General features: G+C 68.1%; 13 protein-coding genes. 6 read left to right on the top strand and 7 right to left on the bottom strand.

The genetic code is table 11. From position 1 onward, the window contains the following. Window positions 1-90: 90 nt before the first annotated feature. The 4 genes from MLE42_RS09380 to MLE42_RS09365 are packed head-to-tail and all read left to right on the top strand — an operon-like array spanning window position 91 to window position 2,315. A complete protein-coding gene (locus MLE42_RS09380; protein WP_243287622.1) occupies window positions 91-327 on the top strand; it encodes an acyl-CoA carboxylase biotin carboxyl carrier protein subunit in 237 nt (78 codons plus the stop codon). A 49-nt stretch (window positions 328-376) separates the two neighbouring features. Continuing rightward, a complete protein-coding gene (locus tag MLE42_RS09375; RefSeq protein WP_243287621.1) occupies window positions 377-589 on the top strand; it encodes an acyl-CoA carboxylase biotin carboxyl carrier protein subunit in 213 nt (70 codons plus the stop codon). Next, window positions 589-1,374: an enoyl-CoA hydratase-related protein gene (locus tag MLE42_RS09370; RefSeq protein ID WP_243287620.1), complete on the top strand. Its 786-nt coding sequence runs from the start codon at window positions 589-591 to the stop codon at window positions 1,372-1,374. Before MLE42_RS09375 ends, MLE42_RS09370 begins: the two co-directional genes overlap by 1 nt. Then, window positions 1,374-2,315 (top strand): cation diffusion facilitator family transporter, encoded by a 942-nt coding sequence (locus tag MLE42_RS09365; RefSeq protein ID WP_243287619.1) that lies wholly within the window; start codon window positions 1,374-1,376, stop codon window positions 2,313-2,315. Before MLE42_RS09370 ends, MLE42_RS09365 begins: the two co-directional genes overlap by 1 nt. A 73-nt stretch (window positions 2,316-2,388) precedes the next feature. Here the strand turns inward: MLE42_RS09365 and MLE42_RS09360 are convergent, their stop codons facing one another. The 4 genes from MLE42_RS09360 to MLE42_RS09345 form a co-directional block, all read right to left on the bottom strand. Next, the gene (locus MLE42_RS09360) at window positions 2,389-3,435 is read right to left on the bottom strand and encodes an SPFH domain-containing protein (RefSeq protein WP_243287618.1); all 1,047 of its coding nucleotides are present in this window, start codon (window positions 3,433-3,435) and stop codon (window positions 2,389-2,391) included. Between the two features lie 117 nt (window positions 3,436-3,552). Further along, window positions 3,553-3,903: a hypothetical protein gene (locus MLE42_RS09355; RefSeq protein WP_243287617.1), complete on the bottom strand. Its 351-nt coding sequence runs from the start codon at window positions 3,901-3,903 to the stop codon at window positions 3,553-3,555. 51 nt (window positions 3,904-3,954) lie between these two features. Further along, window positions 3,955-5,013 (bottom strand): 3-oxoacyl-ACP synthase III family protein, encoded by a 1,059-nt coding sequence (locus tag MLE42_RS09350; RefSeq protein WP_243287616.1) that lies wholly within the window; start codon window positions 5,011-5,013, stop codon window positions 3,955-3,957. Window positions 5,014-5,098: 85 nt separating this feature from the next. After that, window positions 5,099-6,019 (bottom strand): formyltransferase family protein, encoded by a 921-nt coding sequence (locus MLE42_RS09345; protein WP_243287615.1) that lies wholly within the window; start codon window positions 6,017-6,019, stop codon window positions 5,099-5,101. Between the two features lie 74 nt (window positions 6,020-6,093). On the opposite strand from MLE42_RS09345, the gene MLE42_RS09340 reads away from it, so the two are divergent. After that, complete coding sequence (locus tag MLE42_RS09340) at window positions 6,094-7,152, top strand: tetratricopeptide repeat protein (protein ID WP_243287614.1); 1,059 nt, start codon at window positions 6,094-6,096, stop codon at window positions 7,150-7,152. Window positions 7,153-7,162: 10 nt separating this feature from the next. Here the strand turns inward: MLE42_RS09340 and MLE42_RS09335 are convergent, their stop codons facing one another. The 3 genes from MLE42_RS09335 to MLE42_RS09325 form a co-directional block, all read right to left on the bottom strand. Next, complete coding sequence (locus MLE42_RS09335; RefSeq protein ID WP_243287613.1) at window positions 7,163-8,842, bottom strand: tetratricopeptide repeat protein; 1,680 nt, start codon at window positions 8,840-8,842, stop codon at window positions 7,163-7,165. Window positions 8,843-8,900: 58 nt separating this feature from the next. Continuing rightward, window positions 8,901-9,104, bottom strand: coding sequence for a cold-shock protein (locus MLE42_RS09330; protein WP_243287612.1), 204 nt, complete (start codon window positions 9,102-9,104; stop codon window positions 8,901-8,903). A gap of 396 nt (window positions 9,105-9,500) precedes the next feature. After that, window positions 9,501-10,646 (bottom strand): acyl-CoA dehydrogenase family protein, encoded by a 1,146-nt coding sequence (locus MLE42_RS09325; RefSeq protein ID WP_243287611.1) that lies wholly within the window; start codon window positions 10,644-10,646, stop codon window positions 9,501-9,503. 162 nt (window positions 10,647-10,808) lie between these two features. Between MLE42_RS09325 and MLE42_RS09320 the strand changes: the two genes are divergently transcribed. Then, the gene (locus MLE42_RS09320) at window positions 10,809-12,164 is read left to right on the top strand and encodes an aminotransferase class I/II-fold pyridoxal phosphate-dependent enzyme (RefSeq protein WP_243287610.1); all 1,356 of its coding nucleotides are present in this window, start codon (window positions 10,809-10,811) and stop codon (window positions 12,162-12,164) included. Window positions 12,165-12,168 lie beyond the last annotated feature (4 nt).

Below are 12,168 nucleotides of genomic sequence, written 5' to 3'. Positions count from 1 at the left end.
GACGAAAAGAACGGCTTCTGGCCCTTGCGCGGGAAGCCCGTCCGCCATAACCTCCCCGCCAAGGTCGCGGATGGGCGAAGGGGAGGCAGCATGATCGTGCGGGCGGAATGGCCGGGCTATGTGGTGGACGTCCTTGTCCGCCCCGGCCAGGAGGTGGAGGAGGACGAGCCCCTGATGATCCTCGAGGGCACGGACGCCTCTCGCACCGCCTTCTACATCAACGCTCCGGAGTGCGGGAAGGTCCGCGAGGTCCTCATGGAGGAGGGTGACTTCGCCTACGAGGATGACGACCTGGTGGTGATCGGCGACTCCGACAAGGACGAATGACACGGCAGACCGCTACACTGGGGCCATCGTCCTTTTCGAGAGGTGTTGGATGGCGCTGGTGCGGGCCGAGATGGCAGGGAAGGTCCTGGAAGTCTGCGTCGCGGAAGGGGATTCCGTGGGCGAGGACCAGGATCTGGTGATCATCGAGTCGATGAAGATGCAGATTCCCGTGGGGAGCCCCGAGGAGGGGACGGTCAAGAAGGTCTTCGTGACCCCGGACCAGTTCCTGAACGAGGGGGATTCCATCGTCGAGCTGGGCTGATGGAGATCCGCCTCGAACGCCTCGCGGGGGCCGATGTGGGCCTGGTCCTGCTGGGCCTGGACCGCCCCGCGGCGAAGAACGCGCTGGGCCGCCAGCTCATGGCGGAGTTCCGCCAGGCTCTCGCGGATCTGCTCTTCGACCCGGAGGTCCGGGTGGTGGTGGTGCACAGCCTGGTGCCCGGCGTCTTCTGCGCCGGGGCGGACCTGAAGGAGCGGGCCGGCATGTCCCAGGCCGAGGCCACGGCCTTCGTGCAGGGGCTGCGAAGCGCCTTCACGGAGCTGGAGGACCTGCCGATGCCAGTCATCGCCGCGCTGGAGGGCGTGGCCTTCGGCGGCGGGCTGGAGCTGGCCTTGGCGGCGGACCTCCGCGTGGCGGGGGCCGAGGCGAAGCTGGGCCTGGTGGAGACTTCCCTCGCGATCATCCCGGGCGCCGGAGGCACCCAGCGCCTGCCGAGGCTCATCGGCGCTTCCCGCGCCAAGGAGCTGATCTTCACGGCCCGCCGCCTCGGAGCGGAGGAGGCCGGGCGCCTGGGGATCGTGGACCGGGTGGTTCCCGCGGGCGGCGCCCTGGATGCGGCCCTGGCCTTGGCGCGGGAGATCCTCCCCAACGGGCCCGTGGCACTTCGGATGGCCAAGCTGGCGGTGAACCGGGGTCTCGAGATGGACCGGGACTCGGGCCTGGCCTTCGAGCAGGCCTGCTACGCCCAGGTCATCCCCACCCAGGATCGGCTCGAAGGGCTGGCCGCCTTCCGGGAGAAGCGGAGACCCCAGTACCGGGGCGAATGATGTCGGATCACCACCACCATCACGGGCCCAGCACCACGGGGCGCCTGGCCTGGAGCGCCGGCATCTTCTTCGCCAGCTTCGTTCTCCAGGGGCTCGGCGGGTGGTGGACCGGGTCCATCGGTCTGGTGAGCGACAGCCTGGAGAACCTGAACGATGTGCTGGTGAACAGCCTGGGCATCCTGAGCCTGTGGCTGGCCAACCGGCGGGATCCCGACGACCGTTGGACCTTCGGCTGGCACCGCCTGGAGGTGTTCAACAGCCTCGTGGGCGTGGGTTTCCTCTTGTTCCTCGCCGGAGCCGTGGGCTGGGAGGCGCTGGCCCGATTCCGTCATCCCGTGCCCATCCAGACCGGCTGGGTGCTGGTGTTCTCGGGCATCGGCCTCCTGCTGAACATCGCGGCCACGGTGGTGCTGGTGCCCCGGGACCGCAGCCTGCTGGAGCGGGACGCCAACCTGCGCGCCGCCTACCTGCACGCCTTCGCCGACAGCCTCACCAGCGTGTCTCTGGTGGGGAGCATGATCCTCATCCGTCTCACGGGCTGGCGCTGGGTGGACCCGGCCATCGCCCTGGTGATCCTGGTGGTCATCCTCCGGGGGGCCGTGCTGCTGCTCCGCGACGCCGTGGGCATCCTCATGCACCGTGCCGCCTTCGAGCACGAGTCCGTGAAGGCGGAGCTGATGGCGCTGCCGGGCATCCTCGGCGTGGAGGATTTCCGCAGCTGGAAGATGTGCAGCCACCTCACCATCGCCACGGCCCACATCATCGTGGAAGCGGACCGGCTGGGGGATACCGAGGCCCACCTCGAGCGCATCGAGCGCCTGCTGTGGGATCGCCACGGCGTCCGGCACCTCACCGTCCACTTTGAGACCCGGGAGATGGCGGATCACCACCACCACCGGTTCATCCACCAGCATGAGGTGGAGGCGGATCATCACCATTAGGCCGCTTTTCAGCCGCTGCAAAATCAAGGGCGGCCCCGGCCGCCCTTGATTTTGCCGATGGGAAGAACGGAACTCAGTTGCCCATTCCATGCTTCTTCATGATGGCGGCGCGCTGGGTGTCGTACTCCGCCTGGGTGATGAGTTGGCCGTCGAAGAGCTCCTTGAGCTCGGTCAGCTCGTCCTTGAGCGACTTGGCGGGAGCCGCAGGCGCGGCGGGGGCGCTGCCGGCGGGGAAGCCCTGCTGGCCCATCTGCTGGGCGGCCCCGGTCATCTGCTGGCCCATCATGTTGCCCATGCCGAAGCCCAGGCCCACGCCCATGCCCATGCCGGCCACGCCGCCGGGGTTCTGGGCGGCCAGCGGAATGCTGTCGGCCACCTGCATCTGAGTGTAGGCGCCCATGACGGGGGCCATCATGCCCACGCCGGTGCGCTTGTCCATCATGGCTTCCACTTCCTCGGGGAGGCTGATGTTCTCCACGAAGAACTTCGACAGCTCCAGGCCCATGGTCTTGAACTCGTCCTGGAGCTTCTGCTTCACCAGGTCGGAGATCTCGTCGTACTTGGCGGCCAGGTCCAGGGCAGGGATCTTGGCTTCGCCCAAAGTGTCGGTGAAGCGGCTCATGATGGTCTTGCGGAGCTGCTCGCTGATGTCGGGCACGGTGTAGACGCCGTTGGTGCCCACCAGCTGCTTGAGGAAGGTGCCGCTGTCCACCACCTTGATGGAGTAGATGCCGAAGGCCCGGATGCGCAGCATGCCGAAGTCGGCATCGCGCATCATGATGGGGTTCGATGTGCCCCACTTCAGGTCGTTATAGAGCTTGGTGGAGATGAAGTAGACGTCGCTCTTGAAGGGGCTCTCGAAGCCGTACTTCCAGCCCTTCAGCGTGGCGAGGATGGGCAGGTTCTGGGTGGTGAGGTTGTGCGTGCCGGGCTTGAACACGTCCGCCAGTTGGCCCTCATTGACGAAGACGGCCTCCTGGCTTTCCCGCACCACCAGCTTGCCGCCGTTCTGGATCTCCTGCCCGCGCATGGGGAAGCGCCAGGCCAGCGTGTCGTTGGAATCATCCAGCCATTCGAGGATGTCGAGGAATTGGGCTTTGCCCCAGTCCATCAGACCCATGTGTCGTTCTCCTTGCGGCATCGGCCGCACGTACGATTCTAGGCCGGGCTGTCAAGCCGGACAGACCGCGCGATGGGAAAAACCGGCGAACGGTCGCCGCAGGTCGGGGAGCCCCCGTCAGCGGCTTCCCTTGACCATGCGGACGGCGCCATCGGCCTTGCCCTTGGCGCCCGGCTGGTCGATGCGGGCCTTGCTGTGGACCATGTGGGTGTCGCTGTCGATGATGCAGCGCCAGCCGCGCTCCTCGCCGGGCATGCGGAGGTCCACCTCCCAGCCCCCGGAGGCGCCATTCAGGGCGATGCGCCGGGCGCTGACGGCCCGGCCGCCGGTCTCGCGCTCGGCGATGGACTTGGCCTCGCCGGCAGTCTTCACGGGGCCACCCGAGTGCTTGCGGGATCTGGGGGTGCCTGCGGACAGGACGAGAGCGGGGACCAGCGCCAGGGCGGCGCCGAAGGTCAGGGCACGCATGGGGACTCCGGGGTTTGCCAGGATTCTAGCCCCGGCCGGGGCGGCGGACAATCAGGCCCGGTAAAGTGCCGCCCCCCAGTGCAGGCCGGATCCCAGGGCCGTGAAGGCCACCAGGCCGCCGGGGCGAACCAGGCCCTGCTGCCGGCACTCGTGGAAGAGGATGGGCAGGGTGGCCGCGGTGGTGTTGCCGTAGCGCTCGATGTTGTGGGGCACCTTCTCCGGCGGGAGGCCGAGGGCTTTCTGGACACCTTCGATGATGCGGAGGTTCGCCTGGTGGACCAGCACCAGGTCCAGGTCCGCCACCGTCACGCCCCCTTCATCGCAGACCTCCCGCACCGCCTGGGGCATGAGGGTCACGGCGGACCGGAAGACCTCCTTGCCGGACATCACCGGGAGGGTCTCGCCGGCTTCGATCTGCTCGCGATCCACGAAGGGCCGGCGCTTGAAGCTGGCGCCCAGCATGGTCAACACGCCGGCCCCGGTGCCGTCGGTGAAGAGCTTCGTCTTCAGGAGGCCGCGGTCCCCGTCCCGCGCCTCGATCACCACGGCGCCGGCCCCGTCGCCGAACAGGACGGTGCGGTCCCGGCTGGCGGTGTTCTCGGCCTTTTCCGCTTCGGTGACCTCGCGCGTCGAGCGGCCGATCACCGTATCCCATCCCAGGTGCCAGGGCATGAATCCGGTGTGCACCTCGGCTCCCACCAGCAGGACCTTCGGGTACCGGCCGCTCTGGATGAGCAGGTCTGCCAGCTCCAGCCCGTAGAGGAAGCCGCTGCACTGCTGCCGGATGTCGAAGGTGGGGAGGTCCGTGCGGAGGCCCAGTGCCGCCTGCAGCAGAGGGCCGTCGCCGGGGAGGACGTGATCGGGCGTCATGGTGGCGAAGACCACGGCATCCAGGTCGCCGGGCGCCAGCCCAGCATCGGCCAGGGCAGCCCGGGAGGCCAGCACGCCCAGGTCGGTGGATCCCTGGCCCGGCTCCGCATACCGCCGCTCCTGGATGCCGCTGCGGGTTCGGATCCACTCGTCCGAGGTGTCCATGATCCCCGCCAGGGCCGCGTTCGTGACGATGTGCGGAGGCAGGCCGACGCCGGTTCCAGTGATCACGCTTCGCATGGACTTCCTTTTCTCGTGAGGGCGCGACAGCATATCCGGATTCCAGGCCAGAGCCAAATGCGGCCCGAGGGCCGGGAAGACTGGCTCAGCCTTCGTTGATCCCGAGCGCCCTGAGGGCGTGGGTCTGCTCGCTGGGACGCTCCAGCCGGGCCCCCTCCACCTTGAGGGTGTGGAGGCGCAGGGCCCCGTCCGCGAAGCCGAGCAGCACACCATCCCTCAGGGCGAGGAAGCGCCCCTGAGGGCAGGGCAGGTCCGTGGGCAGCGCCCAGCCCACCTTGGCAGTGCCCGAAGCGGTCTCGAGGAAGGCGTTGGGCCAGGGGTCGGCCACGGCCCGGATCTGGTTGAAGGCCTCCTGAGCCGTCATCGCGAAATCGAGGCGGGAGTCGACGGGCTTCCGGCCTCCAAAGTAGGTGGAGGGTCCGAGGGTCTTCTGGTCGATGCGGGGAAGGCTCCCGTCCACCAGGCCCGGGATGGCCTCGCGTACAAGGCCCCGACCGGCGTCTGCCGCCTTCAGCGTGAGGCTGAGGGCGGTCTCGTCCCAGTCGATGGGGAGGCGGGCCTGGGCCAGGATGTGGCCATCGTCGGGCTTGGGCGTCATGACGTGCAGGGTGATGCCGGTTTCGGTCTCGCCCTTCACCAGCACCCAGTTGATGGGTGCCCGGCCCCGGTACTTCGGTAGCAGGCTGCCGTGCAGGTTATAGGCCCCGAGTCTCGGCAACTCCAGGAAGCGCGCCTGGATCATCTCCCGGAAGTAGAAGCTGAAGAGGAAGTCGGGCCGGTGCGCCCGGATGGCCTCGAATACCCCATCCGCGTTGAAGGCTGGGGCCATGCGGACCGGGATCCCATGGGCCTCGGCCACCGCCGCCGGAGGCGTGAACCATTGCTCGTCGGCGCCCTGGGCGTAGGTGTACAGGGCCTTCACCTCCACCCCGGCCTCCAGCAGCCCCTGCAGGGCCGAGGTCCCCACGCTGGAATAGGCACACACAACAGCAGTCGGGCGCGTCATAATCCCTCCACATCCAGCATCTCATAACCCGTTGACCTTCCTGTCCGTAGCCCTATGTTGTGCCGGGAGCTTCCATGCGCCTGCGTATCCTGCCGTTGCTGCTTGGTGCCGTGCTGCTGACGGCTGGCGAGGATCCCTTCGAGCCGCCGCCGGAGGTTCAGGCTTTTGCGCGTCAGCAGACCAATGGCCGGCCGAGCGTCCCCTCCAAGGTCTCCACCCTGCTCCGCGCCTTTTTCTCCCCGGTCGAGGAGGGTGGGCTGGGGATCGTGTATGACAATGCCTACACCCGGACCCCCAAGGAGGTCTGGAGGGATCGCAAAGCCAACTGCCTTGGCCTCACCGCGCTTTTCGTGGGCGCGTGCAAGTCCATCGGCCTCGAGGTCCGGTACGGTGAGCCCCTGCGGATCAGCCGCTGGCGCCGGGTGGGCTCGACGGTGCGGTTCGAGCGGCACGTGGTGGCCGTGGTGCAGTCCGGGACGCTGGGACAGGAGCTGGTGGCCGACTTCCTGCCCGAGGTGCGCCGGGACAGCCTGCTCATCGCGCCGCTCGAGCCGAAGCGGGTGCAGGCACTCTACTTCAGCAACCGGGCGGTGGAGCTGCTGGCGGAGGAGAAGCCGGAGGAAGCCCTCCATGTCGCCCGCCACTCCATCGAGGTGGATCCGGCCCTGGGAGTGGGCTGGAACATCCTGGGGGTGGTCCAGCGGGCCCAGGGGCACGACGCCGACGCCGAGGCTTCGTTCCGGAAGGCCCTCTCGGAAGATCCAAAGGACGGCGCCCCCTGCGGGAACCTGGAGAACCTCCTGAGGGCCCAGGGCCGCATTGAGGAAGCGACCGCCTACCGGGAGCGCGGCCTGGAGATCCGGAAGCGGGATCCCTTCTTCAACGCCTTCCTGGCCGAAGAGGCTCTCGGGGAACAGCAGTGGGACGAGGCGGGGCGGCGCATCAAGCAGGCCATCAAGCTGCTTCACTACGAACCGGAGTTCTACTGGATCCAGGCCCGGGTGGCCCTGGCCCAGGGCCGGACGAAGGACGCCATCAAGTCGCTGGAGAAGGCCCGCAAGTGGGCCCAGCCCGAGGCGCAGGCCCGCTACGACAGCAAGCTCTCGCTGCTCCGGAACATCAAGCCTGATTGATCCTGGGAGCTCAGTTGGCCTCCAGTTCCGCCAGGCGGGCTTGGGCATCGGCGCTGTCGGGGTGGTGAAGCAGGCACTCGCGCAGGTAGCGGCGCGCCCCGTCGAGGTCTTCCAGCTCCCGTCTCGCCTCTGCCAGCTGGATCAGGGCCTCCTCGGACTGGCTGTCCACCTGGAGGGCCTGCCGCCAGTGGCTCTCCGCCCGGTCCCAATCGCCAAGCTCCGCGCAGGCATGTCCTGCGTCCATCAGGAACCCCAGGTTCCGGGGGTCCATCCGCACCGCATGTTCCAGATCCAGGCGGGCGGGGACGTGATCCGCCAGGTTGGCCCGGGCGAGTCCCCGCAGGTGCCAGAAATCGGCGCGCTCCCGGCAGGACTCCCCCAGGCCGTTCAGATAGGGGAGCAGGGCCTCCCAGGCTTCCAGGCCGGCGAGGCAGTCGGCCTGGAGCAGCAGGAGGCTCGTGTCGTCGGGGGTCCGCTGGAGCAGGGTCGCGACCTCTCCGTAGGCTGCTTCGTATTCTCCCAGGGCCACCCGGACCTGCAGGAGGAGCGGGGGGCGATGGTCGCCTTGGCGATCCGGCGGAAGCTTCTCGAGGAGCTGTTTCGCGAAGGCTGGATCGCCCTCCCACCAGAAGGCGAACTCGGCTCGGCGGAGCTGCCACTCTTCGCGGAGGAGATCCCCCTCCGTTCCCTCCGGGAGGGTCCGCCAGGCCCGCGCCAGGCTCCCGAGCGCCTCCGCGTCGCGTTCCAGGTCGAGTGCGATCTGGTACCGCTCCATCCAGAGGCGGAAGGCGTCCGGCAACTGTCCGACCGCGTCCTCCACCGTCCTCCAGGCTCCGTCGATGTCTCCCATGCGCCGGCGGGACAGGCATTCCACGAGCCAGGGCAGTGGCTGGTCACGGCGATCCCGGGGAAGGCCCCCGACCAGGCCCAGGGCTTCGGCAGGCCTGCCGTTCCGCAGCAGGTACATGCCCGCAGCCCCGCGGTCCCAGGGGAGCCGCGGGTCGCCGTGGCGGGAGATCAGCGTCGCCAGGGCGCGCTCGGCCACGTCCTCCCGTCCATGCTGGAAACCGGCCAGCATCAGGTCCTCGAGCACCAGCGGATCATCCCAGGCCAGGGGGAGGGCATCCTCGAATTGGGTCCAGGCCCGATGCAGCGCATCCTCGCGGCCGGAGCGCAGGAGGAGGATGCCCTGCAGGTGGCGGAGCCGGGCCATCCGCGGGGCCAGGCGGATGAACCGGTCCCCCCAGGCGATCCGGCGGGAGGAGGGTGTGTCGGGAACCCGCCGGAAGGCGAGGGACACCACCAGCCGCTTCCAGAGGGGGAGGCGGGCGAGCTGGGCCTCCAGGGCATCCAGCCAGGCCCGGTCCCGGTAGCCGAGGGCCTGGTGCGCCGCGCTCCGCAGGAGGCGGATCCGATACCCCAGCTCGCCGGTGGCCAGGGGCGCCCGGGAGAGACACTCCGCCACGGCCGAGGCGGGCTCGCCGGCGGCCCACATGGCTTCGGCGCGGGTCAGCCGCGGGGGGTACAGCCAGGCCTGCCGGATCGCCCAGCCCAGCCAGGCCCCGGCCAGGACCGTGAGCGGGAGGATCCACCCGAACCGGGGGTCGCGGCGGAATCCCTCCAGCGACAGAAGGACGATCAAGGCGATCAGCAGGATGCCCAGGACCGGGCGGACGGAGGCCTTCTTCATGGCTCCAGGGTACGCGACGGGCCCCGGCCGGAACCGGGGCCCGGGGGAAAAAGGGGAATCAGATCTTGTTGACGTTCGCGGCCTGGGGCCCCTTGGGGCCCTGCACCACGTCGAAGCTGACCCGCTGCTTCTCCTCGAGGGTGCGGAACCCTTTGGCCTGGACGGCCGAGTAGTGAACGAAGATGTCGGCTCCACCCTCATCGGGGGTGATGAACCCGAACCCCTTCTCGGCGTTGAACCACTTGACGGTACCTTCGGACATGACTTTCTTCCCGGGGACGGAGCCCCATAAGCCTGGAGGTTGGTCGCGCGATACGCACCAGGCATGCGGATCGCGGAGGCTTGCGCCCGAGTGAAACCGGGATCCCCGGCGGGAGTCCCTCCCCCACTTTTCACGGCTGTTGAGCTGGTAAAGATGGATGGTTGACAGGGATTCTAGGGTCGGGGGTTGCGGTCTTCAAGACCCAAAACGCAGAAGGCGGCCCCTGGCCGCCTTCTGCGTGGTCGTCCGTTCTTTGACCGTTAGTTGCCCTGCTGGATCTCTTGAAAAGGGTGGGAGGCCAACCTGGTGGTTTGAACGAACCAGCGGGTGCCCCACTCGGAACGCGCCATTCAGGCGCGTTCGCTCGTGACCCGCGGATGGTCCGAGCTCTTTCGGTCAGTTACCTTGCTGGATCTCTTTCGCGATCACCAGCCGCTGGATCTGGTTCGTTCCTTCATAGATCTGGAGCAGCTTGGCGTCGCGCATGCACTTCTCCACCAGGTAGTCGCGGCTGTAGCCGTTGCCACCGAGGATCTGCACGGCGTCGGTGGTGACTTCCATGGCGGTGTCCGTGGCGAAGGTCTTGGCGATGGCGCTCTGCTTGGAGTTCTTGATGCCGTTGTCGGTCATCCAGGCGGCCTGCCAGGTGAGCAGGCGGGCGGCCTCGATCTTCTTGGCCATGTCCGCCAGCATGAAGCTGATGGCCTGGTTGGCGAAGATGGGCTGGCCGAACTGGATGCGGGTCTTGGCGTACTGCAGGGCGATCTCGTAGGCGGCACGGGCCACGCCCACGCCCCCGGCGGCCACGGCGGCGCGGGTCTGGTCCAGGGTCTTCATGGCGATGACGAAGCCCATGCCCTCCTTGCCGAGGAGGTTCTCGGCGGGCACTTCGGCGTCGTTGAAGTAGAGCTCCACCTGGTTGGAGGCGCGCTGGCCCATCTTGTCCAGGGCCTTGCCCACCACCAGGCCCGGCGTATCGCGGGGCACCACGATGCAGCTGGTGCCGCGGGCCCCCTTGCTGGGATCGGTGCTGCAGAAGAGGGCGTACCAGTCGGCGTAGCCACCGTTGGTGCAATAGCACTTGGTGCCGTTGATGATGTACTTGTCGCCCTTCTTCTCGGCGCGGCAGCTCATGCCGCCAGCGTCGGAGCCGGCATTGGGCTCGGAGAGCGAGAAGGCCGCGAACTTCGGCTCCTCGGCGATCATGCCCAGCCACTTCTTCTTCTGCTCGGGGCTGGCGGCGATGAGCAGGGGCGTCATGGCCAGGCCGTTGGCCATGATGGAGGTGTAGAGGCCGCCGCAGCCCCAGGACAGCTCCTCGCAGACGATGGCCTCATCCATCTGGGAGGCGCCGGGGCCGCCGCAGTCCTCGGGCACCAGGGCCTGCAGGTAGCCGTAGTCGAAGGCGGCCTTGTAGACGTCCACGGCCCACTCGCCGGTCTCGTCGTACTTGCGGGCCACGGGGCGCATGATCTTCTCGGCGAAGGTATGGGCCCGTTCTTTTTCGGCCAGCTGTTCGGGGGTGAGCGAGAAACCGAGCATGGATGCCTCTTCAGATGGGGAGGTGGAATGGCGCGCGGATTGGTCCGGAGGGTCCAGTCTAGCGGCCCACCCCGTGCCGCCCAAGGCCGGAGGCCTTGTCACGGAGTAGGATGACGGCGGTCACAGTGCGGCCTCGGGTTAAACTCAAGGGTTGGAGTGCCCATGACCATTCATCTGACCGACCTCGGGAAGGCCGTCCTTGAGACCGAATACGCGGTGCGGGGGCCCATTGTGGCCCGGGCGGCGGACCTGGAGAAGCAGGGCCGCGAGATCATCTACTGCAACATCGGGAACCCCCAGTCCCTGGGCCAGAAGGCCCTCACCTGGAACCGCCAGATCCTCGCCCTCTGCGAATATCCGGCGCTGATGGACCTGGCCCCCGGAATCTTCCCGCCCGACGTGATCGAAACCGCCAAGGCCATCCTCGCCGGCACGAAGCACGGCCTTGGCGCCTACAGCGAGAGCCGCGGCGTGCGGTTCATCCGCGAGGCTGTGGCCGAATTCATCCTGGAGCGCGACCACATCGGCGTGGATCCCGATGCCATCTTCCTCACGGACGGCGCCAGCAAGGGCGTGCAGACCATCCTGCGGCTGCTCCTCGCCGGCCCGCAGGACGGCATCATGATCCCCATCCCCCAGTACCCGCTCTACTCGGCCACCATCACGCTGTACGAGGGACGCATGGTGCCCTACTACCTGGACGAGGCCAACGGCTGGAAGCTGAGCCGCGCCATGTTGGAGGCCTCCCTGGCCCAGGCGAAGGCCGAAGGCACCCATGTGAAGGCCATCTGCGTCATCAACCCGGGCAATCCCACGGGCGCGGTGCTGGACGAGGCCAACATCGAGATGGTCATCGGGTTCGCGAGGGACCACGGGCTCTCGATCCTGGCCGACGAGGTCTACCAGGAGAACATCTACCTGCCAGGCGACGAGTTCGTGTCCTTCGCCAAGGTGCTCCACCAGATGGAGGCGAAGGAAGTCTCCCTCTTCAGCTTCCACTCCTGCTCCAAGGGCTTCCTGGGCGAGTGCGGCGTGCGCGGCGGCTACTTCGAGTACCGGAACGTGCCCGAGGACGTGGCCACCCAGATCCTCAAGCTCCAGAGCGTGAGCCTCTGCGCCAACCTGGCGGGCCAGGCCGCCACCTGCGCGATGGTGCGCCCCCCGAAACCGGGCATGCCTTCGTACGCCCGGTACGCGGAGGAGAAGGCCGCCATCCTCGGCGCGCTGAAGCAGCGGGCCGTCCTGCTGGCCGAGGGGCTGAACCGCGTCGAGGGCATCACCTGCAACGTGATCGCGGGCGCCATGTACGCCTTCCCCAGCATCACGCTGCCGCCCGGCCGCACGGACTTCGACTACGCCATGGCCCTGCTCGAGCAGACGGGCATCTGCGTCGTGCCCGGTTCGGGCTTCGGACAGGCCGAGGGCACCGCCCACTTCCGGACCACCATCCTCCCGCCCACGGACAAGCTCCAGAAGGTCGTCGAGGCCCTGGGCGAGTTCCACCGGAACTACCGCTGACTTC

Origin of the sequence: Geothrix terrae (genome assembly GCF_022808775.1) — a bacterium.
Taxonomy (GTDB): domain Bacteria; phylum Acidobacteriota; class Holophagae; order Holophagales; family Holophagaceae; genus Geothrix; species Geothrix terrae.
Note: the sequence above shows the minus strand (reverse complement) of the source record. Positions and strands in the feature narration are given on the sequence as shown.